The organism is Burkholderia sp., assembly GCF_018375725.1.
In the GTDB taxonomy this organism is placed as follows: Bacteria; Pseudomonadota; Gammaproteobacteria; order Burkholderiales; family Burkholderiaceae; genus Burkholderia.
This window is the reverse complement of the sequence record NZ_JAHACR010000003.1, coordinates 1-25,852: the sequence shown is the minus strand read 5'-3', so window position 1 is coordinate 25,852 and position 25,852 is coordinate 1. Positions and strand designations below refer to the sequence as shown.

At 66.6% G+C, this 25,852-nt stretch carries 23 protein-coding genes and 1 tRNA gene; 8 read left to right on the top strand and 16 right to left on the bottom strand.

Features of this window, described 5'->3' with window-relative positions; genetic code table 11:
- Positions 1-3: 3 nt before the first annotated feature.
- Both gatA and gatC read right to left on the bottom strand, forming a co-directional pair.
- A complete protein-coding gene (gene gatA, locus KH616_RS01780; RefSeq protein ID WP_292233157.1) occupies positions 4-1,575 on the bottom strand; it encodes an Asp-tRNA(Asn)/Glu-tRNA(Gln) amidotransferase subunit GatA in 1,572 nt (523 codons plus the stop codon).
- A gap of 70 nt (positions 1,576-1,645) precedes the next feature.
- The gene (gene gatC / locus KH616_RS01775) at positions 1,646-1,945 is read right to left on the bottom strand and encodes an Asp-tRNA(Asn)/Glu-tRNA(Gln) amidotransferase subunit GatC (protein ID WP_292233154.1); all 300 of its coding nucleotides are present in this window, start codon (positions 1,943-1,945) and stop codon (positions 1,646-1,648) included.
- A gap of 365 nt (positions 1,946-2,310) precedes the next feature.
- Between gatC and KH616_RS01770 the strand changes: the two genes are divergently transcribed.
- The 5 genes from KH616_RS01770 (at position 2,311) to rodA (ending at position 8,666) form a co-directional block, all read left to right on the top strand.
- Positions 2,311-3,354, top strand: coding sequence for a rod shape-determining protein (locus tag KH616_RS01770; protein WP_292233152.1), 1,044 nt, complete (start codon positions 2,311-2,313; stop codon positions 3,352-3,354).
- A gap of 121 nt (positions 3,355-3,475) precedes the next feature.
- Positions 3,476-4,597, top strand: a complete 1,122-nt coding sequence (gene mreC, locus KH616_RS01765; protein WP_292233150.1) for a rod shape-determining protein MreC — start codon at positions 3,476-3,478, stop codon at positions 4,595-4,597.
- A complete protein-coding gene (mreD, locus tag KH616_RS01760) occupies positions 4,594-5,106 on the top strand; it encodes a rod shape-determining protein MreD (protein ID WP_292233148.1) in 513 nt (170 codons plus the stop codon). The genes mreC and mreD overlap by 4 nt, the downstream gene beginning before the upstream one ends.
- 108 nt (positions 5,107-5,214) lie before the next feature.
- Complete coding sequence (mrdA, locus tag KH616_RS01755) at positions 5,215-7,506, top strand: penicillin-binding protein 2 (protein ID WP_292233145.1); 2,292 nt, start codon at positions 5,215-5,217, stop codon at positions 7,504-7,506.
- 11 nt (positions 7,507-7,517) lie between these two features.
- Positions 7,518-8,666 (top strand): rod shape-determining protein RodA, encoded by a 1,149-nt coding sequence (gene rodA / locus KH616_RS01750; RefSeq protein WP_292233143.1) that lies wholly within the window; start codon positions 7,518-7,520, stop codon positions 8,664-8,666.
- A gap of 80 nt (positions 8,667-8,746) precedes the next feature.
- Here rodA and KH616_RS01745 read toward each other — a convergent pair whose 3' ends face one another.
- The 14 genes from KH616_RS01745 to def form a co-directional block, all read right to left on the bottom strand.
- On the bottom strand, positions 8,747-9,499 hold the full coding sequence (locus tag KH616_RS01745; RefSeq protein WP_292233137.1) for a tetratricopeptide repeat protein: 753 nt from the start codon (positions 9,497-9,499) through the stop codon (positions 8,747-8,749).
- Positions 9,496-10,281: an aldolase/citrate lyase family protein gene (locus KH616_RS01740; RefSeq protein ID WP_292233135.1), complete on the bottom strand. Its 786-nt coding sequence runs from the start codon at positions 10,279-10,281 to the stop codon at positions 9,496-9,498. Before KH616_RS01740 ends, KH616_RS01745 begins: the two co-directional genes overlap by 4 nt.
- Positions 10,282-10,487: 206 nt before the next feature.
- Positions 10,488-10,928, bottom strand: a complete 441-nt coding sequence (queD, locus tag KH616_RS01735; RefSeq protein ID WP_292233133.1) for a 6-carboxytetrahydropterin synthase QueD — start codon at positions 10,926-10,928, stop codon at positions 10,488-10,490.
- 18 nt (positions 10,929-10,946) lie between these two features.
- Positions 10,947-11,579, bottom strand: coding sequence for a 7-carboxy-7-deazaguanine synthase (gene queE / locus KH616_RS01730; RefSeq protein ID WP_292233131.1), 633 nt, complete (start codon positions 11,577-11,579; stop codon positions 10,947-10,949).
- 70 nt (positions 11,580-11,649) lie between these two features.
- On the bottom strand, positions 11,650-12,384 hold the full coding sequence (gene queC, locus KH616_RS01725) for a 7-cyano-7-deazaguanine synthase QueC (protein WP_292233129.1): 735 nt from the start codon (positions 12,382-12,384) through the stop codon (positions 11,650-11,652).
- Positions 12,385-12,727: 343 nt separating this feature from the next.
- A tRNA-Phe gene (locus KH616_RS01720) sits at positions 12,728-12,803 on the bottom strand.
- Positions 12,804-12,863: 60 nt separating this feature from the next.
- Positions 12,864-13,556, bottom strand: coding sequence for a response regulator transcription factor EsaR (gene esaR, locus KH616_RS01715; protein WP_292233127.1), 693 nt, complete (start codon positions 13,554-13,556; stop codon positions 12,864-12,866).
- Positions 13,557-15,962: a sensor histidine kinase EsaS gene (gene esaS / locus KH616_RS01710; protein ID WP_292233126.1), complete on the bottom strand. Its 2,406-nt coding sequence runs from the start codon at positions 15,960-15,962 to the stop codon at positions 13,557-13,559.
- Positions 15,952-16,542: a DUF4390 domain-containing protein gene (locus KH616_RS01705; protein ID WP_292233124.1), complete on the bottom strand. Its 591-nt coding sequence runs from the start codon at positions 16,540-16,542 to the stop codon at positions 15,952-15,954. Before KH616_RS01705 ends, esaS begins: the two co-directional genes overlap by 11 nt.
- Positions 16,539-17,942: a 16S rRNA (cytosine(967)-C(5))-methyltransferase RsmB gene (gene rsmB / locus KH616_RS01700; protein ID WP_292233121.1), complete on the bottom strand. Its 1,404-nt coding sequence runs from the start codon at positions 17,940-17,942 to the stop codon at positions 16,539-16,541. Before rsmB ends, KH616_RS01705 begins: the two co-directional genes overlap by 4 nt.
- Before the next feature lie 194 nt (positions 17,943-18,136).
- Positions 18,137-18,994: a zinc metalloprotease HtpX gene (gene htpX / locus KH616_RS01695; protein ID WP_292233119.1), complete on the bottom strand. Its 858-nt coding sequence runs from the start codon at positions 18,992-18,994 to the stop codon at positions 18,137-18,139.
- A gap of 101 nt (positions 18,995-19,095) precedes the next feature.
- Positions 19,096-19,740 carry a LysE family translocator gene (locus KH616_RS01690; RefSeq protein ID WP_292233114.1) on the bottom strand — a complete coding sequence of 215 codons (645 nt, stop codon included), beginning with the start codon at positions 19,738-19,740 and terminating at the stop codon, positions 19,096-19,098.
- A gap of 111 nt (positions 19,741-19,851) precedes the next feature.
- Positions 19,852-20,835 carry a methionyl-tRNA formyltransferase gene (gene fmt, locus KH616_RS01685; RefSeq protein ID WP_292233113.1) on the bottom strand — a complete coding sequence of 328 codons (984 nt, stop codon included), beginning with the start codon at positions 20,833-20,835 and terminating at the stop codon, positions 19,852-19,854.
- A 28-nt stretch (positions 20,836-20,863) separates the two neighbouring features.
- Positions 20,864-21,367 (bottom strand): peptide deformylase, encoded by a 504-nt coding sequence (gene def / locus KH616_RS01680; protein ID WP_292233112.1) that lies wholly within the window; start codon positions 21,365-21,367, stop codon positions 20,864-20,866.
- A 234-nt stretch (positions 21,368-21,601) separates the two neighbouring features.
- Here def and dprA point away from each other — a divergent pair, with 234 nt between their 5' ends.
- From dprA to KH616_RS01665, 3 genes are all read left to right on the top strand, one after another.
- On the top strand, positions 21,602-22,783 hold the full coding sequence (gene dprA / locus KH616_RS01675) for a DNA-processing protein DprA (protein ID WP_292233111.1): 1,182 nt from the start codon (positions 21,602-21,604) through the stop codon (positions 22,781-22,783).
- Positions 22,784-22,820: 37 nt separating this feature from the next.
- Positions 22,821-23,201: a thioredoxin family protein gene (locus tag KH616_RS01670; protein WP_292233109.1), complete on the top strand. Its 381-nt coding sequence runs from the start codon at positions 22,821-22,823 to the stop codon at positions 23,199-23,201.
- Between the two features lie 193 nt (positions 23,202-23,394).
- Positions 23,395-25,852: DNA topoisomerase III (locus KH616_RS01665; protein WP_292233106.1), on the top strand; the 2,458-nt coding region annotated here is incomplete at its 3' end.

The window sequence follows — 25,852 nt, the reverse complement described above, 5'->3', positions numbered from 1 at the left end:
TGCTCATACCTCCCGCCGAGCCGCCTCGAGGGAGGCATGCGCCCCCTCGGGGGGCAACGAACGAAGTGAGTGTGGGGGCTCGACATCTCCCCCCGCCGGAACTTGCTTGTGCCAATCGGTCACGCGCTGGAACGCATCGGCGACCTGCAGCATCCGGGCTTCGTTGAAATAGTTGCCGATGATCTGCAGACCGACCGGGCGCTTTGCGTTCGCGCCCGCGCCGAAGCCGCACGGCACGCTCATGCCGGGCAGGCCGGCGAGGCTCACCGACAGCGTGTAGATATCCGCGAGATACATCTGCACCGGATCGTCGCCCTTCGCGCCGATGTCCCACGCGACGGTCGGCGATGCCGGCCCCATGATCACGTCGCACTGCCTGAACGCTTCCTGGAAGTCCTGCGCGATGATGCGGCGGATCTTCTGCGCCTGCAGGTAGTACGCGTCGTAGTAACCGTGCGACAGCACGTAGGTGCCGACCAGGATGCGGCGCTTGACCTCCGGCCCGAAGCCTTCGGCGCGCGACTTCTTGTACATGTCGAGCAGATCGCGGTATTCCGCCGCGCGATGGCCGTAGCGCACGCCGTCGAAACGCGACAGGTTCGACGACGCCTCGGCCGGCGCGATCACGTAGTAGACCGGGATCGACAGCTCGGTCTTCGGCAGCGACACCGGCACCAGCGTCGCGCCGAGCGCCTCGTACTGCCTGAGCGCCGCGTCGATCGCCGCGCGCACGTCGTCGGCCAGACCGTCGCCGAAGTATTCGTTCGGCAGGCCGATGCGCAGGCCCGCGAGCGGCTTGGCCGCATCGTTGCCCGACGTCCAGGCCTGACCGAGATGGCGCGCGAAGTCTTCGTCCGCCTGCTCGAGGCTCGTCGAGTCACGCTCGTCGAAGCCCGCCATCGCATTCAGCAACAGCGCGCAATCGGCGGCGCTCTGCGCCATCGGGCCGCCCTGGTCGAGCGACGACGCGAACGCGATCATCCCGTAGCGCGACACGCGGCCGTAGGTCGGCTTGATGCCGGTGACGCCGGCGAACGATGCCGGCTGGCGGATCGAGCCGCCGGTGTCGGTGCCGGTCGCAGCCGGCGCGAGACGCGCGGCGACGGCGGCCGAGCTGCCGCCCGAGCTGCCGCCCGGCACCGCGTTCGTGTCCCACGGGTTCTTCACCGGGCCGAACGCGGAGTTCTCGTTCGACGAGCCCATCGCGAACTCGTCCATGTTGGTCTTGCCGAGCGTGACCATGCCGGCCGCCTGCAGGCGGGCGACGACGGTCGCGTCGAACGGGCTCGTGTAGTTCGCGAGCATCTTCGAGCCGGCGGTCGAGCGCCAGCCGCGCGTCACGAACACGTCCTTGTGCGCGATCGGCAGGCCGGTCAGCGGGCCGGCCGCGCCGCGCGCGAGGGCGTCGTCGGCGGCTTGCGCCTGCGCGCGCGTCAGGTCGCCGTCGACATGGACGAATGCGTTCAGGCCGCGTGCGGCGTCGATCCGTTTCAGATAGTGCTGCGCGAGCTCGACGGCCGAGCATTCCTTGGCGTCGAGCGCGGCGCGCAGTTCGGTCAGGCTTTTTGCGTGCATTGAGTGGTTTTCCTGGGAATTCTGGGTCGCGCGCCACGGCCGATGGCCGGCGCGCCGGGTAGCCGGATATTTACTCGATCACCTTCGGCACGAGATAGAGGCCATCCTGCACGGCGGGCGCCGGACGCTGGTTGTCGTCGCGGTTCACCACCTCCGTGACGGCGTCGGCGCGCAGCCGCTGCGCCACTTCCTGGATCTGTTCGATCGGGTGGGCGAGCGGCGCGATGCCGGCGGTGTCGACCGCCTGCATCTGCTCGACGAGGCCGAAGAATTCGTTGAGCTGGCCAAGCGTATGCTCGGCGTCGGCGTCGGCCATTTCGAGCCGCGCAAGGTGCGCGATGCGTTTCACATCGGTCAGGGTCAGGGCCATGCGGTCACCGGAAAAAATCGAGATTGCGCAGCACGGAAAAACCGCTGCTGCCGCAGGGGGTTGGAGGGTGCGATCCCACCCTCAAAAATCGGGTACGAAGCGGGAAAAATACCGTCCGTTTCGATTCAAATACCGAGAAATTATAAGGTATCATTACGCGTTCGACCCAAACCCGGCAGCCTTTTGCCGCACCGTTTCGCCCATTCCGGCAAGCCGTGCGTGCTACGTGCGCCCCCGGTAGATTTCACTCGCAGCTTCGTGCGCCGCGGCGGCCGCTTCCGCCACGATCCGAGGCTGTTATTTTTTCCGCTGCCGCCCCGAGCACTCGCGTCGCAGGGCCGGCCCAGAGCGAAACAGGATTCTGAATGTTCGGTTTTTTGCGCAGCTACTTCTCCAACGATCTGGCGATCGACCTCGGCACCGCAAACACCCTGATCTACATGCGCGGCAAGGGCATCGTGCTCGATGAGCCTTCCGTCGTGTCGATTCGCCAGGAAGGCGGCCCCAACGGCAAGAAGACGATCCAGGCGGTCGGCAAGGAAGCCAAGCAGATGCTCGGCAAGGTGCCCGGCAACATCGAGGCGATCCGCCCGATGAAGGACGGCGTGATCGCCGACTTCACGGTCACCGAGCAGATGATCAAGCAGTTCATCAAGACGGCCCATGAATCGCGCATGTTCTCGCCGTCGCCACGCATCATCATCTGCGTGCCGTGCGGCTCGACCCAGGTCGAGCGCCGCGCGATCAAGGAAGCCGCCCACGGCGCCGGCGCGTCGCAGGTCTACCTGATCGAAGAGCCGATGGCGGCCGCGATCGGCGCAGGCCTGCAGGTGTCGGAAGCGACCGGCTCGATGGTCGTCGACATCGGCGGCGGCACGACCGAAGTCGGCGTGATCTCGCTCGGCGGCATCGTCTACAAGGGCTCGGTGCGCGTCGGCGGCGACAAGTTCGACGAGGCGATCGTCAACTACATCCGCCGCAACTACGGCATGCTGATCGGCGAACAGACCGCCGAGGCGATCAAGAAGGAAATCGGTTCCGCCTTCCCGGGCTCCGAGGTCAAGGAGATGGAAGTGAAGGGCCGCAACCTGTCGGAAGGCATTCCGCGCAGCTTCACGATCTCGAGCAACGAAATCCTCGAAGCGCTGACCGATCCGCTGAACCAGATCGTGTCGTCGGTGAAGATCGCGCTCGAGCAGACGCCGCCGGAACTCGGTGCGGACATCGCCGAGCGCGGCATGATGCTGACAGGCGGTGGCGCACTGCTGCGCGACCTCGATCGCCTGCTCGCGGAAGAAACCGGCCTGCCGGTGCTCGTCGCCGAAGATCCGCTCACCTGCGTGGTGCGCGGTTCGGGCATGGCGCTCGAGCGCATGGACAAGCTCGGCAGCATCTTCTCGTACGAGTGATCGCCTGAGCAGTCCTCATATGGCGCACCCGCGGCGTGGCCGGCTCGCTCGCTCAGAACGAACCGCCGCGCCGTTTGCGCGTCTGAGCATCATTTAACCGATCAAGCGCCCGGCGCCGACCATGGAATACAGTCCGCCGCCCCTCTTCAAGCAAGGCCCTCCCGCGCTCGCGCGGCTCATCTTTTTCGTCGCCGTGGCGATCGCGCTCCTCGTGTCGGACGCGCGCTTCAACACGCTCGAAATCGTCCGCGGCGTGCTCGGCACGGTGCTGTACCCGCTGCAGCGCGTCGCGCTCGTGCCGCGCGACCTGCTCATGGGCGCGGCCGACATCGCGTCGACCGGCGCTTCGCTGCGCCACGAGAACCAGCAATTGCGCACGCGCAACCTGCAGCTGTCGACGCTGGCCAATCAGGCCGCCGTGCTCACGCAGGAAAACGCGCACCTGCGCGCGGTGCTCGAACTGCGCCAGCACATCGCGACACAGGCCACGCCGGTCGAGATCCAGTACGACACCGCCGATCCGTTCACGCAGAAGATCGTGATCGGGCAAGGCTCGCGGCAAGGCATCCAGGACGGTGCGCCCGTCGTCAGCGAGGATGGCGTGGTCGGCCAGGTCACGCGCGTGTTCCCGCTGCAGGCCGAAGTCACGCTGATCACCGACCGCGACCTCGCGATTCCCGTGCAGATGCTGCGCACCGGCCTGCGCAGCGTGATCTACGGCACGCCGAAGGGCGATTCGCTCGACCTGCGCTTCGTGCCGACGAGTTCCGACGTCGTCGTCGGCGACGAGCTCGTCACGAGCGGCCTCGACGGTGTCTATCCGCCCGGCCTGCCGGTCGCGAAAGTCGTGCGGGTCGACAAGCTCGCCGATACCGCGTTCGCGCGCGTGACCTGCGCGCCGATCGCGGCCGTGCGCGGTGCGCGGCAGATGCTGGCGCTCCATTACCGGAACGACGCCCCGCCACGCCCGGCCGAGCCGGATCCGGCCGCCGAAAAGAACGCGAAGGGTGGCAAGAAGGGCGCCAAGGCCGCGGCGAAAGCGGCCGACAAAGCGGACAACGCCAGCGATGCGACGGCCAAGGCCGGCGCGACCCAGCCCGGCGCGAAAGCCGCGCCTGCCGCCGGCCCCGCGCCCGCATCCGCATCGGCGGGCAAACCCGCGCCCGCGGCCAAGCCTGAGCCGGCCAAACCCGCCGCCGCGCCCGCGAAGCCCGCCGCCGCGCAGCCAGGAGCCCAGCGATGAACCGCCCGCAATACATCCTGCAGCCGGTCAATCCCTACTTCATCATCTTCAGCCTCGCCGCCGCGTTCCTGCTGAACCTGATGCCGTGGGGGCGCCTGCCCGGCATCCCCGACTTCGTCGCGCTCGTGCTGCTGTTCTGGAATATCCATCAGCCACGCAAGGTCGGGATCGGCGTCGCGTTCGCGCTCGGCATCCTGATGGACGTGCACGACGCCAGCCTGCTCGGCGAGCACGCGCTCGCCTACACGCTGCTGTCGTACGGCGCGATCACGATCCACCGCCGCGTGCTGTGGATGCCGCTCGGCGTGCAGGTGCTGTACGTGACGCCGCTGCTCGTCGGCGCGCAACTCGTCCCGTTCCTGATCCGCCTGATCATGGGCGCCGCGTTCCCTGGCTGGCGCTATCTGATCGACGGCTTCGTCGAGGCCGCGATGTGGCCGGCGGCGAGCCATCTGCTGCTGATGCCGCAGCGCCGTCCGGTCGACCCGGACGACACGCGCCCCATCTGAGCACCGCCTTGAACCCCGGCCGCCCTTTCGTCCGCCGCGCGCCGCGCCCCGGGGCGGCGCCACACCCGCAAGCGTTCGCCGCGCCCGGATCCGATCGACCGTAACCGCATGACCGAATTCAACGACACTCAACAGCAGCTCTCGAAGTTCCGCCTGCGCGTCGCGGCGGCGGGCGTGTTCGTGTTCGTCTGCTTCGGGCTGCTCGCGAGCCGCTTCTTCTATCTGCAGCTCTGGCAGCATGGCAAGTACGCGCTGCAGGCCGAGGAAAACCGCATCTCGGTCGCGCCGATCGTACCGAACCGCGGCATCATCACCGACCGCAACGGCGTCGTGCTCGCGAAGAATTATTCGGCGTACACGCTCGAAATCACGCCGTCGAAGCTCACCGACACGCTCGAAAACACGATCGACAAGCTGTCCGCGATCGTCCAGATCGATGCGCGCGACCGCCGCCGCTTCAAGAAGCTGCAGGAAGACTCGAAGAACTTCGAAAGCCTGCCGATCCGCACCCGCCTCACCGACGACGAGGTCGCACGCTTCACCGCACAGCGCTTCCGCTTCCCCGGCGTCGACGTGCGCGCCCGACTGTTCCGCCAGTACCCGCTCGGCACGACGGCCGCGCACGTGATCGGCTATATCGGCCGGATCTCGAAGCGCGATCAGGACCGCATCGACGAGATGAGCGACGACAACGACAGCGATCCGGAACACTACGATCCGCGCCGCGACGCGAACAACTACAAGGGCACCGACTACATCGGCAAGATCGGCGTCGAGCAGAGCTATGAAACCGACCTGCACGGCATCACCGGTTTCGAGGAGGTCGAGGTGACGGCGGGCGGCCGGCCGGTGCGCACGCTGTCGCATACGCAGGCGACGCCGGGCAACAACCTCGTGCTGTCGCTCGACATCGGGCTGCAGCAGGTCGCCGAGCAGGCGTTCGCCGGCAAGCGCGGCGCACTCGTCGCGATCGAGCCGAAGACGGGCGACGTGCTCGCGTTCGTGTCGTCGCCGAGCTTCGACCCGAACTCGTTCGTCGACGGCATCGACCAGCAGACCTGGGATGAACTGAACAACTCGTCCGACAAGCCGCTCCTGAACCGTCCGCTGCACGGCACCTACCCGCCCGGCTCGACGTACAAGCCGTTCATGGCGCTCGCGGGCCTGACGCTCGGCAAGCGCACGCCCAGCTGGGGCATCCAGGATCCGGGCTATTTCACGTTCGGCGGCCACACGTTCCGCAACGACGTGCGCTCGGGGCAGGGCTTCGTCGACATGAACAAGGCGATCATGGTGTCGAACGACACATATTTCTACATGCTCGCCCGCGACCTCGGCGTCAACGCGATCGCGAACTTCATGAAGCCGCTCGGCTTCGGCCAGATCACCGGCATCGACATCCCCGGCGAGGCGCGCGGCATCCTGCCGTCGCCGGAATGGAAGCGCAAGACCTTCAAGAAGGCCGCGCAGCAGAAGTGGTTCGACGGCGAGACGATCAGCCTCGGGATCGGCCAGGGCTACAACTCGTTTACGATCCTGCAGCTTGCGCACGCGACCGCGACGCTCGCGAACGACGGCGTCGTGATGAAGCCGCACCTCGTGAAGGAAATCGAGGATCCGATCTCCCGCGGCCGCCGCCTGACCGTGCCGAAGGAAAGCGCCACGATCCCGCTCAAGCAGGCGGACATCGATGTCGTGAAGCGCGGCATGGAAAACGTGATCGAGAACCCGTCCGGCACCGCGTACAAGCTGTTCCGCGGCACGCCGTACACCGCCGCCGGCAAGACCGGCACCGCGCAGGTGTTCTCGCTGCAGGGCGGCAACTACAAGGGCCACCTGCTCGCCGAGCACTTGCGCGACCACGCGCTCTTCATCGCGTATGCGCCCGCCGACCACCCGCAGATCGCGCTCGCGCTGATCGTCGAGAACGGCGGCTGGGGCGCCCAGTCGGCCGCGCCGATCGCGCGCCGCGTGCTCGACTTCTATCTCGTCGATCGCAAGAACGCGTCGAACGAGGCAGCCGCCGTCGCCGCGGCAGCGTCGGCGACCGAGCCGATCAACGCGCCGGTGATCGGTGAAGGCACGAAGAGCATCGCCGTCGCGGCCGGCTTCAAGGCGTTGCCGCAGCCGGTCGTGCCGGCCGCGGCAAGCGCGGCCGATGCGGCGTCCGCGGCTTCCGCCACGAGTGCATCGGCGCCGGCGGCGGGCGCGGCCCAGGCCGCATCGACCAACGTCGCAACGCCCGCCAGCGCCGCGAGCGCGCCGCCCGCGCGCCGCCTGCCGTCGCGCAGGCCGCACCGGTCGCCGGCAAGCGACGCGCAGCCGGTGGCCACCGCACCGCGGGACGACAACCGCACGACGTCCGCCGCGAAGGCCGCGGACGCCGGCACCGCTCAATAACGGAGAAGGGCATGCAATTCGACAAGCGCGCCTGGCTCGACAAGGTCAGGCAGATGTTCGCGGGCTTCGACCGCCCGCTCGCCCTGATCGTGTTCCTGCTGCTGTGCGTGGGCATCGTCACGCTGTACAGCGCGAGCAGCGACATGCCGGGCCGGGTCGAGGACCAGCTGCGCAACATCCTGCTGACATTCGTGCTGATGTGGGGGATTGCGAACATCCCGCCGCAGACGCTGATGCGTTTCGCCGTGCCGCTCTATACGTTCGGCGTCGCCTTGCTGATCGCCGTCGCGCTGTTCGGGATGACGAAGAAGGGTGCGAAACGCTGGCTGAACGTCGGCGTCGTGATCCAGCCGTCGGAGATTCTCAAGATCGCGACGCCGCTGATGCTCGCCTGGTACTACCAGCGCCGCGAAGGCAGCGTGCGCTGGTACGACTTCGTCGCCGCGTTCGCCATCCTGATGGTTCCGGTCGGCCTGATCGCGAAGCAGCCCGACCTCGGCACCGGCGTGCTCGTGTTCGCCGCGGGCATCTTCGTGATCTACCTCGCGGGCTTGTCGTTCAAGCTGATCGTGCCGGTGCTTGTCGCGGGCGTGATCGCGATCGGCTCGATCGCGGTATTCGAAGAGCGGATCTGCCAGCCGGAAGTGCAATGGCCGTTGATGCACGACTACCAGAAGCACCGCGTCTGCACCCTGCTCGACCCGACCTCCGATCCGCTCGGCAAGGGTTTCCACACCATTCAGGCGGTGATCGCGATCGGCTCCGGCGGCGCACTCGGCAAGGGCTACCTGAAAGGCACGCAGGCGCACCTCGAGTTCATTCCGGAAAAACACACCGACTTCATCTTCGCGGTGTTCTCCGAGGAGTTCGGCCTCGCCGGCGGCCTCGTGCTGCTGACGCTGTACATGGCGCTGATCGCGCGCGGCCTCATCATCGCCGCGCAGGGCGCGACGCTGTTCGGGCGGCTGCTCGCCGGGTCGCTCACGCTCGGATTCTTTGTCTATGCGTTCGTCAACATCGGCATGGTGAGCGGCGTGCTGCCTGTCGTCGGCGTGCCGCTGCCGTTCATGAGCTATGGGGGCACCGCACTCGCGACGCTCGGTATCGCAATCGGGATGATCATGAGCGTCGGCCGGCAGAAGCGGCTGATGAAGAGCTGACGTCGGCGGGGCGGCCCGCAGCGGCACGCGGATATCCGCATCCGGCAGTCAATCGAAGCGGCGCCTTGTGCGCCGCTTTTTCATTGCGATGCTGCGCCTGGACTGCTACCGGCCGCGCCGCCCTGGGCCTTCACTCGCTCGCTCAATTCCCTGAACTTCAGGCCGGCGGTCTCGTCGCCCTGGGCCGCCGCGGCTGCGTAATAAGCGCGCGCGATGTTCAGGTTCTGCGCGACACCGTCGCCGCCGCGCTCGTAGAACGACGCGGTCACATATTGCGCGGTCGGCTCGCCCGCGTCAGCGGCCTGCTTGTACCAGACGAAGGCCTGGCGGTTGTCGCGCGGCGTGCCGCGCCCGTCGAGGAACTGGTTCGCGAGCGAGAGTTCCGCCTGTACGTGCCCTTGCCGCGCCGCTTTCAGGAACCAGCGATGCGCTTCGGCCGGATTCCGCGCGACGAACTCGCCATCGTCGAGCATCCGGCCATACACATACTGCGCGTGTGACATGTTCGCGTCCGCCGCGCGCTTCAGCCAGCGCAGCCCTTCGTCCACATTCGCCGTCACGCCCTCGCCCGTGATCAGCATCATCGCGTAATTGAACTGCGCGAGACGATGACCCCGCTCCGCCGCGTCGTGAAACTGCACGAGCGCCGCGCGATAGTTGCCGGCGTTGTAGTCCGCAACCGCCGCTGCCGTCTCGCGCGCCACATCCGGCTGCACCCGCGGAGCCGCCTGCGCGCAGGCCGCGCCGCATGCCGCCATCAGGCCGAGCGCCGCGCCGCTCCTGCGCACCGCGCGCGCGATCGCACCGCAACACGCATCGTCGGTGCCGTTCATGACCGGATCTCCTGCAATGCCTGCCGCGTTGCGCGCAGCAGCCAGCTGACGTCGGCGGACAGCGCGATCATCCGATAGCCGGCGTCGCGATACTGCCGTGCGAGCGCCGTATCGCCCGCGAAGATACCGACCGCGACGCCCGCCTGCAGGCCCGCCGCCAGCACGCGCGCCATGGCAGCCTCGACATCCGGATGCCGTGCGTCGCCCAGATGGCCGAGACTCGCCGCGAGATCGGCCGGACCGACGAACAGGCAGTCGATGCCCGGCGTCGCGGCGATCCGTTCGACCTGATCGACTCCGCGCGCCGACTCGATCTGCACGACGACCGCGATCTGCGCGTTCGCGCTCAGCACGTAGTCGCGCCGCATTCCGAACGCCGCCGCACGCACCATGCCCGCGACGCCGCGCTGTCCGTCCGGCGATTCCGGCGACGGGTAGCGCGTGAGCCGGACCGCATGCGCCGCTTCGTCGGCCGATTCGATGCCCGGAAACATCAGCGTGCGCGCGCCCGCATCGAGCGCCCGCTTCACCAGCCACGGCTCGCGCGCCGGCACGCGCACGACCGGCTCGCTCGGCAGATGCGCGGCAGCGATCGCCCGCAATTGCGACGCGACGTCGTGGCTGTCGTTCGGCGCATGCTCCATGTCGATGCAGAGCCAGTCGTAGCCGGCGTGCGCGAGCGCTTCCGCGGCGGCGTCGCTCGCGAGCGTCAGCCACAGGCCATACAGCGGCTCGCTACCGTCGTGCAGACGTTGTTTGAGGGAATTGGTGAGCGTGCTCATCGAAACGGCCTCCTGGCGGATAGGCAGACGAAAAGGACAAGCAACAGACAGGACAGCGCGCGGCGGATGTCCGGCGGGCAGGCGTTTCGCGTCGCGATGAAACGATCATAGCGCGACGTTGCGCATGGCGTGGCGCGAATGCGGCGACGGAAAGCGGCGGGAAACAGCAGAACGTGGCGGCGAGCCGGCAGCCGCCACGGAAAGACTCAGCGTTCGACGTCGGCCCAGCAGTTCGGGGTCTCGTACAGCCGCACGCGCTCGAGGCGCAGATTGACGCCGTAATGCGCATCGTAGACGTTCGCGAGGATATCGAACGCGATCGCCGCGAGATTTTCGACGGTCGGAATCCGGTCGAGCACGACGGTCTTGTGATCGGCCATCTTCTCGAGGAACCCGCGCACGACCTCGTCGCGCGCATAGACGAGAAACGCGTGATCCCACTTGCTGACCAGATGCTCGACCGCCAGCGCCTTCACGTCGGCGAAATCCATGACCATGCCGCGATCGGGCGCGCCCTCGGTATCGACGAGATCGCCCCGCAACGTGATCTCGAGCACGTAGCGGTGCCCGTGCAGGTTCCGGCACTGGCTGCGGTGATCGGGGATGCGGTGGCCCGCGTCGAATTCGAGTTTTCGGGTAATCAGCACGATGTCAGGAGCCGGAGCTCAGGGAATGTTCAGATATTTGTGGGTTTGCATCGACAGGCGCCACTGCGGATGACGCTTGCACCAGTCGATCGCGAGCTTCGTGTTGAAATCGCGCGACGGGCCGTCCATCGGCTGGACGAGGAAATACTCGAAGTCGAGCTGCGCATAGTCGGCGAGGCGCTGGTTGTCCTGCGGAACCACGACCTTCAGTTCGTTGCCTTTCGTGACGACGAGCGGCGCGTCGGCCTTCGGACTCACGCAGACCCAGTCGATCGACTCGAGCACCGGCAGCGAGCCGTTGGTCTCGATCGCGATCTCGAAGCCGGCCGCGTGCAGCGCATCGACGAGCGGCTCGTCGATCTGCAGCATCGGCTCGCCGCCCGTGCAGACGACGAAGCGATGCGCCTCGCCGTCCGGCCACAGGCTGGCGATCTTCGCGACGAGCGCATCGGCGTCCTTGTATTTGCCGCCGTTCTCGCCGTCGGTGCCGACGAAATCGGTATCGCAGAAGCGGCACACCGCTTCGGCGCGGTCTTCTTCGCGGCCCGACCACAGATTGCAGCCGGCGAACCGGCAGAACACGGCCGGACGACCGGCGTTCGCGCCCTCGCCCTGCAACGTGTAGAAAATTTCCTTGACCGCGTAAGTCATCGTCCTTCGTCCGGCAGTTGCCGCTCGTTGTCGATCAATTCATCCATTGTGCGCCGCTGGCGCAAATGCGTCACAGCGGCGCTTCGGTCACCTGCTCGCCCTTCCGGTACGCCTCGTAGCCGCGCTTGCGCAGCTTGCAGGCCGGGCATTCGCCGCAGCCGAAACCCCAGTCGTGCAATTCGGCACGCTCGCCGACATAGCACGTGTGCGTCTCGACGCGGATCAGCTCGACGAGCTTCGTGCCGCCCAGTTGCTCCGCGAGACGCCAGGTGTCGGCCTTGTCGAGCCACATCAGCGGCGTCTCGAGCACGATGCGCGTATCCATGCCGAGGTTCAGCGCAACCTGCAACGCCTTCATCGTATCGTCGCGGCAATCCGGATAACCCGAGAAATCGGTCTCGCACATCCCGCCGACCAGCACGCGCAACCCGCGGCGGTAGGCGATCGCCGCGGCGATCGTCATGAACAGCAGGTTGCGGCCCGGCACAAACGTGTTCGGCAAGCCGTTCGCCGATGTCTCGATCTCGATCGCGCGCGTCATCGCCGTGTCGCTGATCGCGCCGAGCACCGACAGGTCGATCATGTGATCGTCGCCGAGCCGGTCGGCCCAGGCGGGAAACTGGTGCTTCAGCGCATCGCGCACACTGTCGCGGCACTCCAGTTCGACACGGTGGCGCTGGCCGTAGTCGAAGCCGAGGGTCTCGACTGTCCTGTAGCGTTCGAGCGCCCACGCCACGCACGTGGCCGAGTCCTGCCCGCCGGAAAACAACACGAGCGCGCCATCTTTAGCGTCTGTCCGAATCACCGTGATACTCCGTGAATAGTAGGCTCGCGTCGCGCTGCGACCGGGGCGGCCGATTCGGCCCGGCGGCCCGACACGTGCCGGCATGCGTCGTATGGATGGGCCGCGCCGGCAGCGATGCTCGCCGCGAAGACAGCGGGACGGTCATCCCATCCGTCGCGCGACATCGGCGCGGCGCCAGCACCGCTTGCGCAACGGATGCATTCGCCGCGCCAGCCATCCAACGGCTAAGTCATTGAGCGGGCTCGGATTTTATCATGCCGCTGCGACTGCCACCGCGGCACGGCCATGTCCGCCACAAACGAAAAACCCCAAGAACCTGACGATTCTTGGGGTTGGATACGGCTGGTGGCCTGGGACGGAATCGAACCATCGACACGCGGATTTTCAATCCGCTGCTCTACCAACTGAGCTACCGGGCCAACGAAGAAACAAATTATATCGAGGTTTTCTGAACCACTCAAGCGTTTTCGTAAAATTTTTTACGCAACGCCTTCCGGCGGCTTCTTGCCCAGTTCGACACCGAGCTGCTTGAGCTTGCGATACAGATGCGTGCGCTCGAGACCCGTCTTCTCCGCGACGCGCGTCATGCTGCCATTCTCCCGCGCGAGGTGATACTCGAAGTACGCGCGCTCGAACGCGTCGCGCGCCTCCCGCAACGGGATGTCGAACGGAATGGCGGCGGCCTGTCCCGTGAAGCCGAGGTCGGCGACCATCTCGTCACCGAGCGCCGGCAGCGCCACCGCGGACGCGACCGTCATCGGACCACCCGCCGCCGGCTTCGCCGACACATTCACCGGCACCGGCGCCGCGCCGCGCGCGAGTCCGTGCTCGACCGCCTTCAGCAGTTTCTGCAGGGCGATCGGCTTCTCGAGGAAGTCGAGCGCGCCGATCTTCGTCGCCTCGACCGCCGTGTCGATCGTCGCGTGCCCGGACATCATGATCACGGGCATCGTGAGTTGCCCCTGCGACGCCCACTCCTTGAGCAGCGTCACGCCGTCGGTATCGGGCATCCAGATATCGAGCAGCACGAGATCGGGCGCCTGATTGAGTCGGTACTCCCGCGCGGCCTGCGCATTCTCCGCCACCTCGACGACATGACCTTCGTCACTGAGGATCTCCGAGAGCAATTCCCGGATGCCCATTTCATCATCTACCACCAGGATGGTTGCCATTTACGCTGCCTTTGTCTGCACACTTGCTTTTGTCTTTGCGGGTGCCGTTGCGCCCTGCGCGCCGCTCTCATCGCCCGGCGCATCGCTCGCCATCTGCAGGAACACGATCGACACCTGCGCACCCTCGACGGCCTCGCCGTGCATGCGATTGCGCAGATCGATCCGCGCGCCGTGCTCGTCGACGATCTTCTTTACCGTAGCCAGCCCGAGGCCGGTGCCTTTCGCCTTCGTCGTGACATAAGGCTCGAATGCACGGGTGAGGATCCGCGCCGGGAAGCCCGGACCGTTGTCGGATACAGTAAGACGCACCGCGACGCGCGTTTTGCCCTCGGCGTCGGGATCGCCATATTCTACTGTCTTGGTTTCGATCAACACACGCGGATGCTCGACATCCGCGACCGAATCCTGCGCATTCTGCAGCAGGTTGTGAATTACCTGACGCAGTTGCGTCGCATCGCCGCGGATGACCGGCAGCGGCGCGAGCTCGGCGACGATCGGACTCTTGCCCTCGCCGACGCCGTACAGCCCGAGCACTTCGCTGACCAGTTCGTTTAACTGGAGATTGCCGAGCACGGCAGGCGGCGTGCGCGCGTATTCGCGAAAATCGTCGACCATTCGCTTCATCGCCGCGACCTGGTTGACGATCATGGTCGCGCCGCGCTTGAGCACATCCGCATCCGACGGCGCGAGCTTGTCCGACAGCTTCATCTGCAGGCGCTCGGCCGACAGCTGGATCGGCGTGAGCGGATTCTTGATCTCGTGCGCGAGCCGGCGCGCGACTTCGCCCCACGCCACCGAACGCTGGGCGGAAATCACGTCGGAAATGTCGTCGAACACGACGACATAGCCGGACGTCTGCATATCCGCGGCCTGTCCTTCGACTGTCGACACGAGACGCGTACCGCGCACGAGCAGCGTCAACGGATCGGCCTCGCCGGGCACGTCGACCGCGAACTGCAGCTGCCAGTGGCCATGATCCCCGCTGTCGGACGCCGCCTCGCTATCGGCGAACGCCTTGCGCACCATCGCGCCGAATTCCGCCACGACGCCGATCCGGTCGAGCGCCGTGCCGATCAGCGCATTGAACGGCTGGCGGAAGATCCGCTCGGCGCCGCGGTTGGCGGTCGTCAGCCGGAACTGGCGGTCGAGCACGAACACGCCGGCCGTCAGGTTCGCGAGGATGCTCTCGAGATACGCCTTCGAATGCTCGAGCGCGATGCGGTTCTTCTCGACGGCGAGACGCGCTTCGGATAACTGACGCGTCATCGCGTTGAACGACTGCGTGAGGAAGCCGAGCTCGTCGCGCGTCTTGATCTCGCGCTTCGGCGTGTAGTCGCCCTCCGCGACCTCCTTCGTCCCCTGCGCGAGCAGGAACAGCGGCCGCGCAAGCTGCTGGCCGAGCGCGAGCGCAAGCATCATCGCGATGAAGGTCGCCAGGAACAGCGCGAGCGTCAGCGTGCCGATATACATCTTGCGCAGGCCCGTGCGGCCGAGCGCTTTCTCCTGGTACTCGCGATAGGCGCGCTGCACGGCGTCCGCGTTGTGCGCAAGCGTCGGCGACACTGGTTGCGTCAGCTGCAGGTAGCGCTCGGCCGGCTGCAGCAGCGAGGTGCTTGCGTCGGGGATGCGCCGCACGACGCGCAGGCGCAGCGCGCCTTTCGCCCCGTGCGCATGCGGATCGCCGTCCACCTCGCCTTCGATCGCCGCGTACGCGCCATGTTCGCGCGCCTGGCTGAGCATCAGCGAACTCGGCATATCGTCGGGAATCAGTCCGGCGAAATTGCCCGACGCCTGCGCGACGATGCGCAGATCGGGCGCGGCGCCCGACGTGCTGCGCGACGGCTCCACGATCGTCGCATCCTGCACGCCGAACTGGTCGCGCAGACGCAGGAGCGTCAGCGTCGTGCCGTTCGTATTGGTATCGGCGCTCGCGAGCTGGTCGGCCATCAGGCGCGCCTTCGTCTGCAAGTCAGACAGCGACGCGTCGAGCATCCCGCGGCCGAGGTTGAGGCCCGCGGTCAACGCGGTTTCCACGTTCACGTCGAACCACGACTCGATACTGCGCGACACGAACTGGTACGAAACGATGTAGATGATGCCGCCCGGCACCACGCCGACGAGCGCGAAGAATATCGCCAGCTTGGCAAGCAGCCGTGTGCCGAACTTGCCCTTGCGCAGGCGCACCAGGATCATGCCGATCAGGCCGAGCACGACGAGCAGGAACACCAGGGCGACGACGATATTCATCGCGTACAGCCACGAGTAGTAGCGATCGAAAAACTCGGTGTTCGCGCTCGCGGCCGCCAGCAGCACGAGCAGCAGCAGCGCGGTCAGCGCGACCGTCAACACGATCACGCGCACGAGGAGGCTCTTCCCGCTGGTCGCGCGGCGCACTTTATTTAGCACGTTCGGCCACCGTGAAGGTAAAGCGCTTCCAGTCCGACGCGAGCGTCCAGTCGCGGTTGTTGACCGCGTCGACCTGGAACGGCTTCGGCATCAGCGCCGTATCGAGCTGCATGCGCACCGAGGCCGTGTATGCCTCGCCCGGGCGCACCTGGTTCTTGTCGATCACGTGCCACGACGTGATGTGCTTGATGACCGAGAGCGCGTCCTTCAGCGTGCCGAAGCCGAGCTGCAAGCCGCCCGTGGACACGCGGTACTCGCGCGTGAGCGGCTGGAACGACAGGCGAATCGTCTGCGACACGGACACCGGTTGCTCGTCGAACCAGTACCAGCGTGCGCGGCTCAACTCGAAGTCGGTCGTGAAGTAAAGCGGCACGCCTTTGTTGACCGCGTCCTCGAGGCTGTTGTTCAGCTCGAAGTCGAAGCGCGCATCGAGGCTCCAGCCGTTGCCGTCGGCTTGCAGCGACGCGCGCTGCACGGCGATCGATTCGGCGCGCGCCGGCATCGCAAAGGCCAGGCACAGCGTCAGCGCGACCATGAGTACGGTCGCGAGCCGGAGTGGAAAAAGGTGTTTGATCGTCACCGTTTCTGAAACCGCGCGTAGAAAAATCCGTCGTGATCGGTGTTCTGTTCAGGCAAGCCCGCGCTCGCGCTCCCCGTCGGCCCGCCCGGGACAGCATGCGGCACCAGCTGGCCGGGCGCGTCCAATCGTACCGCATCTTCACAGGCCGCTTCAAACCAGCGCGCCTGCAGCTCGCCTTCCTCCGGGAAGATCGAGCAGGTGACGTAGAGCAGTTCGCCGCCCGGTTTCACGAGCGGCCACAGCGCCGACAGGATGCGACGCTGTTCCTCGACGAGCGCCGGAATGTCGGTCGCGCGGCGCAGCCAGCGGATGTCGGGATGACGGCGCACGATGCCGGACGCCGAGCACGGCACGTCGGCAAGGATGCGATCGAACAGCTGGCCGTCGTGCCACTGAGCAGGCGCACCGGCGTCGCCGACGCGCACGTCCGCGGCCAGTGACAAACGCGCAAGGTTTTCGCCGATGCGCGCAGCGCGTGCCGCATCGCTTTCGAGCGCAACGACATCCACGTCGGCCAGTTCGAGGATGTGCCCGGTCTTGCCGCCGGGCGCCGCGCACGCATCGAGGACGCGCATGCCGTCGCGCGCGCCGAGCCACTGCGCGGCAAGCTGCGCGCCCGCATCCTGAACGGACACCACACCCTCCGCGAAGCCGGGAATGCGATCGACCGGCAGCGGCGCGGCAAGTCGCACCGCATGCGTACCGATCGCCGTCGCGTCGATCCCGTGCGAGCGCAGCGTCTCGAGATAGGCGTCGACTGTCGAGCGTCGTGCATTGACGCGCAACGTCAGCGGGCCCGGCCGGTCGCCCGCCGCGAGCATGGCCTGCCAATGATCCGGCCACGCGTGCTTCACGGCATCGATCCACCATGCGCGGTAGTTCCAGTGCGCGACCGGATCGTCCTGCATCGCCGCGACGAGCGTGTCCCGCTCGCGCAGGAAACGCCGCAGCACCGCATTGACCATCCCTTTCGCGAACATGAACTCACGCCGCGCGCCGATTGCGGTCACGGCCTGATCGACGACGGTGAACGGCGGATACGCGGCGTCGGCCGCCTGATCAAGCAGCAGCGCGATCGCGCAAGCGAGCAGCGCATGAATATGCGCGGGCGGCGCCTTGCTGACGAGCCGGCCAATCAGCCAGTCCGCGCTGCCAAGACGGCGCATCGTCCGGTATGCGACATCCTGCGTGGCACCGCGCGCCGTACTCTGCGCGCCGGACGCCATGCCCGCGAACACCGTGGCCAGCGCAGCCGGCAGCGCGGTGCCGCGCTTGACCGCATCGACCGCCTGGGCGGCCGCATCGAGCGCGAACGCAAGCGAATCGGGCGCGAGGTGCAGCGCGGACAGGCGGCCCGGACGAGCGGAAGAAGATTTGGCGGGAGAACGGGTTCGTGTCATCGGTGCGAGGCGTCGGCGGGCAGCGGGAGCCGGGGCGACCGCGCGGCCGCCTCAATCCCAAACCGAGCATTGTAGCGTGTGACCCGGCAGCCTCTTTCGAGATGCGGAAACGAATCGCCCCGCAGCGCGGAGCATGCGGGGCGATTCGAACGCGCGACGCAACGAAGGTCGCGCGCAAGGGACGCGTGTCGTACTTACTCGAAGCGGCCGGTACGCGCCATTTCCATCAGGCGCGCGATACGTTCCTCGGTGGCCGGGTGCGTCGAGAACAGGTTCTGCAGGCCGCCACCGTGCAATGGGTTCATGATCATCATCTGCGCGGTGGCGGGATGCTCCTCGGCCGCCGGGAACGGAATGCCCGCCGCGTAGCGGTGAATCTTGTCGAGTGCCGATGCCAGCGCCTGCGGATCGCCGGAAATCTGCGCACCGCCGCGATCCGCCTCGAACTCGCGTGCCCGCGAAATCGCCATCTGGATCAGCGCGCCGGCGATCGGCGCAAGCAGCGCAACCGCGATGCCGGCGATCGGGTTGGTCGGACGACCGTTCTCGTCGCGGCCGCCGAAGAACATCGCGAAATTCGCGAGCGCCGAGATCGCGCCGGCCATCGTCGCGGTGATCGTCGAGATCAGGATGTCGCGATGCTTCACGTGCGACAGCTCGTGCGCCATGACGCCGCGCATTTCGCGCTCCGACAGGATGCGCAGGATGCCGGTCGTCGCAGCGACGGCCGCGTGCTCCGGGTTGCGGCCGGTCGCGAATGCGTTCGGTGCGTCCTCGTTGATCAGGTAGACGCGCGGCATCGGCAGGTTCGCACGCGTCGCCAGGTCGCGCACCATTCGGTAGAACTGCGGCGCGGTGCTCTCGTCGATTTCCTGCGCGTTGTACATGCGCAGCACCATCTTGTCCGAGAACCAGTACGAAAAGAAATTCATGCCGAGCGCGAACAGCAGCGCGATCGTCATGCCACGCGATCCGCCGATCATGCCGCCGATCACGATGAACAGGGCCGTGATCGCGGCCATCAGCATCGCCGTTTTGACCCAATTGAACATACCCACTCCTTATCCGTCTGGGGATTCCACCACACCTCACCGGGCACGGCGGAAAATTGTAAGCGAACTGTTAGATAAGTGCGTGTCGGAAAAATTCAATCTCAGCGCTGCGACGTCGCCAGCTTGAGGCCGAGCCCGACGAACGCGCCGCCGACACTCCGATCGAGCCATTTCCTGATGCCCGGCTTGCCTGCAAAGTGCCGGGTCACGCTGCCGGCGACCCACGCGACCATGCTGTTCCAGATCGTGCTCATCACGACGAACACCGTGCCAAGCGCCAGGAACGCAAGCACCTTGTGCGGACTGTCGGCCGACACGAACTGCGGGAAGAACGACACGAAGAACAGCACGACCTTCGGATTCAGCACATTCGTCCAGAAGCCCTGCAGGAACAGCTGGTACAACGGCTTGGCCGCCGTGGCGCACGGCACCGCCTGCGCGGCGTCCGCTCCGGCGGACTGCTTCGCGACGATCATCCGTACACCGAGATAGATCAGGTACGCGGCGCCGGCCAGCTTGATCACGGTGAATGCCGTGGCCGATGCGGCGAGCAGCGCCGTCAGCCCGAATGCGCACGCGAGCGCATGCACGCAACAGCCGGCCGATATCCCGAGCGCGGACATCAGCCCCGCCCCGCGCCCCTGCGCAATGCTGCGGCCGACGATATAGGCGGTATCCGGCCCCGGCGTGACGTTCAGCAGGAAAACCGCAACGAGAAAGAAACCGAAATGCGTGATGCCAAGCATGGGAACCTCGGAACCGGTTGAGCGCTGGGAAATTCTACGCGTGCCCGCCGCGCCACGCGACCTGGCCGTTCGGCCGATTGCGTGTCATCGGCCGAACGCGTCTACTGACGGTCAGGACGCGTCGGGCAACGCGAAGCGCTGGCCGGCCGCGAGCGGCGACCCGGCCAGGAATTCGCGCACCGGCAAGCGCTTGCCGCCCGGCTTCTGCAGTTGCGTCACGCGCAGCGCCCCAGTGCCGCACGCAACGACAACGCCATCCGCCCCCGCTTCGATGATCGTGCCGGGCGCCGCATCGCCGCGCGCGGCCGCCGGCTCGGCCGCCCACAGTTTGATGGCGGCACCGTCGAGCATCGCGACGCCGCCCGGAAACGGATCGAACGCACGCACCTGGCGCGCGAGCGCGTCGGCGGACTTGCGCCAGTCGAGCGCGGCTTCGTGCTTGCCGATCTTCTCCGCGTACGTCACGCCCTCGGCGGGCTGCGGCGTCGCCGGCAGGTTGCCGGTGCGCTCGAGTTGAATCAGCGCATCGACGATGAGCCGCGCGCCATCCGCGGCGAGCTTGTCGTGCAGCGTCGCGGTCGTATCAGCGGGCGCGATCGGGATCCGCGCCTCGTGCAGCATCGCGCCGGTGTCGAGCCCGGCGTCCATCTGCATCAGCGTGACGCCCGTCTCGGCGTCGCCCGCCTCGATCGCGCGGTGAATCGGCGCGGCGCCGCGCCAGCGCGGCAGCAGCGATGCGTGGATGTTGATGCAGCCGTCGCGCGGGATGTCGAGCACCTCCTGCGGCAGCAGCAGGCCGTACGCGGCCACCACCATCACGTCGTGTGGCGTCGCGCGCAGCTGCTCGATCGCTTCCGCCGCCTCGGCAGGGTATTTGCCTTCACGACGCAGCGACGGCGGCTGCGCGACCGGCAAACCGTGTTCGACGGCGTAGCGCTTGACGGCGCTCGCCTGCAGCTTCATCCCGCGCCCTGCAGGACGATCCGGCTGGGTGAGGACGAGCGGCACCGGAAACCCGGCCTGATGGATCGCGGCGAGCGCCGCCGCGGCGAATTCCGGCGTACCGGCAAAAATGACGCGCAACGAATGTGTCATGAAAACGGTCGGGCAGGGTGAGCGCGCGTCACATCGCGCGTTCGAGTTTCTTCATTTTCGTCTTGATGCGGCTCTGCTTGAGCGGCGACAGGTATTCGACGAATACGCGGCCCATCAAGTGATCCATCTCGTGCTGGATGCAGACGGCCAGCAGACCTTCGCAGTCCAGCTCGAATTGCTCGCCCTTCTCGTTGAGCGCACGCACGCGCACCCGGTCGGGGCGCTCGACTTCGTCGTAGATGCCCGGCACCGACAGGCAGCCCTCTTCGTACACCTGCTTTGCGTCGCTCGACCAGACAATTTCCGGATTGATGAACGCGCGCAGGTCGTTCTTTTCCTCGGAAATGTCGATCACGATCACGCGCTCGTGCACGTCGACCTGCGTCGCGGCGAGACCGATGCCCGGCGCGGCATACATGGTCTCGGCCATATCGGCGACGAGCTTGCGGATGCGATCGTCGACCTTGTCGACCGGCTGGGCGACTTTGTGAAGACGCTTGTCGGGGTAATGAAGAATGTTGAGCGAAGCCATGGCGTTCGGTAATCGGTGAATCGGCTTGCCGCGCATCGGCCATCCGGCCGACTGGCGCAGCCGCCAGGATGCAATGAAGATGAGGCGGATGCGCGGGGAATCAACGCCCGCGGACCGGCCTCCAGCAACCGGCTGCGCGCTTGCGCGCGCGGCCACGTCAAGTTTATTTCGGATGATGAAAATTTTAACATGGCGACGCATGCCTCGCTGCCCGTCGCGTTCGACGGATGCCTCATGTCGCCGCGTACGCTGACCCGCAGCGAACTGCGCGCATGGCTTCAGCTCGCAGGCACGGCGGGCCTGCCGACCGCCGTGCTGCGCGTCCTGCTCGACACGTTCGGCTCACCGTCCGCGCTCCTGGCAGCGCCGGACGACGCGATCGCCGCCGCGAGCAGCCCCGCTGCCGCGCAAGCCGTGCGCAGCGTGCAGGCCGACCTGGACGCGCGCACGGACACGGCGCTCGCGTGGCACGCCGAACCCGGCAACCACATCGTCACGCTCGGCGACCCTGTCTACCCGCCAAGGCTGCTCCATCTTCACGATCCGCCGCCGTTGCTATATGTAAAAGGCCGCATGGCGCTGCTGCACACGCACGGCATCGCCATCGTCGGCAGCCGCCACGGAACACCGCAAGGCCTTGCCGACGCGACACGCTTCGCCCGTCATCTGGCCGACGCCGGTTTCGCGATCGTCTCCGGCCTCGCGCTCGGCATCGACGGCGCCGCGCATCAGGGCGGACTCGACGGCCGGGCGGGCACGATCGCCGTAATCGGCACCGGCGCCGACCTCGTTTATCCGGCCCGGCATCGTGCACTTGCACACCAGATCGCCGCGCGCGGCGCGATCGTGTCGGAATGGCCGCTCGGCACGCCGGCGCGTGCCGCGCATTTCCCGCAGCGCAACCGGCTGATCGCCGCCCTGGCGAGCGGCGTGCTGGTCGTCGAGGCGGCGCCACGCTCCGGGTCGCTGATCACCGCGCGTCTCGCGAATGAAATGGGACGCGACGTATTCGCGATTCCCGGCTCGATTCATGCGCCGCTCGCGCAAGGCTGTCACGCACTGATCCGCGACGGCGCGAAGCTCACCACGACGCCGGAGGATATTCTCGATGAGTTTGGCGCAATCGAACGGCCGGCCGGCATGACGGAAACCGGGAACGCCGACGCAGGCCCGCCATCGGCCGATACAGCCGCGGAACAATCCGTCATCGCCGCACTGGGATATGGCCCCGTCACATACGAATGGCTGGCCGAGCGCGCCGGCCTGTCCGACGAGGCACTGCACGGAGCGCTCCTCGCGCTCGAACTGGCCGGCCGCATCGCCAGCCTGCCGGGCGGGCGCTTCGCCAGGCTCGACACGCCATCCGCGCCGCAGCCAGCGCGCGATGCACACGGCGTGCTACATTCCGGCGCATAGGGGCGGCCGCGCCGCCTGCCGACATGCAAGGAACACCATGCCCGCGCTGAATCTCGACACGGATGCGGATCGGATCGCCGAACGCATCCGCCATCCCGATGCGCTGCTCGTCGCCTGTCTGTGCGCCGAATGGTGCGGCACGTGCCGCACCTACCGCTCAGCCTTCGACCAGCTTGCCGATGCACACCCCGATGCTTGCTTCGTCTGGATCGACATCGAGACGCATGCAGATCGCCTCGACGACCTCGACGTCGAGAATTTCCCCACGATCCTGATCGAGGACGCCAACGCGGCGCGCTTCTTCGGCACCGTGCTGCCGCACGCGGCGATCGTCGAGCGCATGCTGGCCGACCTGTCCGCCGTGCCGGGCGCGACGCATGCGCCGAAATTGCGCAACCTGCTGGACGTCGAAGCCTGAGCCGGCTGCCGCGGTGCGGGCATTTCCAGTAACTTGTGCAGGCGGCCGCGCCGGGCGCTTGCCCCCGCTGCGGCCCCCCACTATGATGGGCCGCTTTTTACACGCCGCCCCGCCGTCCCGGCGCCGTGTGCTATAAAGCCGTCGTAAAAGGGATCCCAAACCGGCGAACCCGGTCTACCAACACATATCTGTCATGTCCAAAGCACTGATCATTGCGGAAAAGCCTTCTGTCGCGAACGACATCGCGCGCGCTTTGGGCGGCTTTACCAAGCATGACGAATACTATGAAAGCGACGAGTACGTCCTTTCGTCGGCTGTCGGCCACCTGCTGGAAATCGCCGCACCGGAAGAATACGAGGTCAAGCGCGGCAAATGGAGCTTCGCGCATCTGCCCGTCATTCCGCCGCATTTCGACCTGAATCCGATCGCAAAAAGCGAATCGCGCCTCAAGGTGCTCACCAAGCTGATGAAGCGCAAGGACGTCGACCGCCTGATCAACGCGTGCGACGCGGGACGCGAAGGCGAGCTGATCTTCCGCCTGATCGCGCAGCACGCGAAGGCGAAGCAGCCCGTTTCGCGCCTCTGGCTGCAGTCGATGACCCCGCAGGCGATCCGTGACGGCTTCGCGCACCTGCGCAGCGACGCGGACATGCAGCCGCTCGCCGATGCCGCGCGCTGCCGCTCGGAATCGGACTGGCTCGTCGGGATCAACGGCACCCGCGCGATGACGGCCTTCAACAGCAAGGGCGGCGGCTTTTTCCTGACGACGGTTGGTCGCGTTCAGACGCCAACTTTGTCGATCGTCGTCGAACGTGAAGAAAAAATCCGCCGTTTCGTTCCGCGCGACTACTGGGAAGTGAAGGCGGAATTCGCGTGCGCGGCCGGATTCTACGAAGGCCGATGGTTCGACCCCAAATTCAAGCGCGACGAGTTCGATCCCGAAAAGCGCGATTCGCGTCTGTGGAGCCTGCCGGCTGCGGAAACGATCGTCGCGGCCTGCCGCGACCAGATCGGCACGGTCACCGAGGAATCGAAGCCGTCGACGCAACTGTCGCCGCTGTTGTTCGACCTGACGAGCCTGCAGCGCGAAGCGAACAGCCGCTTCGGCTTCTCCGCGAAGAACACGCTGGGCCTGGCGCAGGCGCTGTATGAAAAGCACAAGGTGCTGACCTACCCGCGTACCGACGCGCGCGCGCTGCCGGAAGACTACATCGGCACCGTGAAGTCGACGCTCGAGATGCTCAAGGAGAGCAACAACTACCTGCCGCACGCAAAGCAGGTGCTCGACAAGGGCTGGGTGAAGCCGAACAAGCGCATCTTCGACAATTCGAAGATCAGCGACCACTTCGCCATCATCCCGACGCTGCAGGCGCCGAAATCGCTGTCCGAGCCGGAGCAGAAGCTGTACGACCTCGTCGTGAAGCGCTTCCTCGCCGTGTTCTTCCCGGCCGCGGAATACAAGGTGACGACCCGGATCACCGAAGTGGCCGGCCATCACTTCAAGACCGAGGGCAAGGTGCTCGTCGAGCCGGGCTGGCTGCAGGTGTACGGCCGCGATGCCGAAGGCGCGGACGCGAACCTCGTGCCGGTGCAGAAGGACGAGAAGGTCAAGACCGACGAGATCGCCGCCCACGCGCTCACGACCAAGCCGCCCGCGCGCTATTCGGAGGCGACGCTGCTGTCCGCGATGGAAGGCGCCGGCAAGCTGGTCGAGGACGACGAACTGCGGGAGGCGATGGCCGCGAAGGGGCTCGGCACGCCGGCCACGCGCGCGGCGATCATCGAAGGGCTGCTCGGCGAGAAATATCTGCTCCGGGAGGGCCGCGAGCTGATCCCGACCGCGAAGGCATTCCAGCTGATGACCCTGCTGCGCGGGCTCGGCGTGAAGGAACTGACCGCACCCGAACTGACCGGCGAATGGGAATACAAGTTGTCGCAGATGGAACGCGGCAACCTCGCACGCGATACCTTCATGCAGGAAATCGCCCGCATGACGCAGCAGATCGTCAAGCGCGCGAAAGAATACGATTCGGACACGATCCCCGGCGATTACGCGTCGCTGGAGACGCCGTGCCCGAACTGCGGCGGCCAGGTGAAGGAAAACTATCGCCGCTTTGCGTGCACGAAGTGCGAGTTCTCGATCTCGAAGATCCCGGGCAGCCGTCAGTTCGAAATCCCGGAAGTCGAGGAACTGCTGCAGAAGAAGGAAATCGGCCCGCTGTCCGGTTTCCGCAGCAAGATGGGCCGGCCGTTCTCGGCCATCCTCAAGCTGTCCTTCGACGACGAGACGAAGAACTACAAGCTCGAATTCGACTTCGGTCAGGATCAGGGCGGCGAGGAAGGCGAAGCGCCGGACTTTTCCGCGCAGGAGCCGGTCGGCGCATGCCCGAAATGCAAGGGCCGCGTATTCGAGCATGGGATGAGCTATGTCTGCGAGCATTCGGTCGCAAACCCGAAGACCTGCGACTTCCGCTCGGGCAAGGTGATCCTTCAGCAGGAAATCACGCGCGAGCAGATGGGCAAGCTGCTCGCCGACGGCCGCACCGACCTGCTGCCCGGCTTCAAGTCGGCGCGCACCGGCCGCAGCTTCAAGGCGTATCTGGTGAAGCAGACGGACGGCAAGATCGGCTTCGAATTCGAGAAGAAGGAAC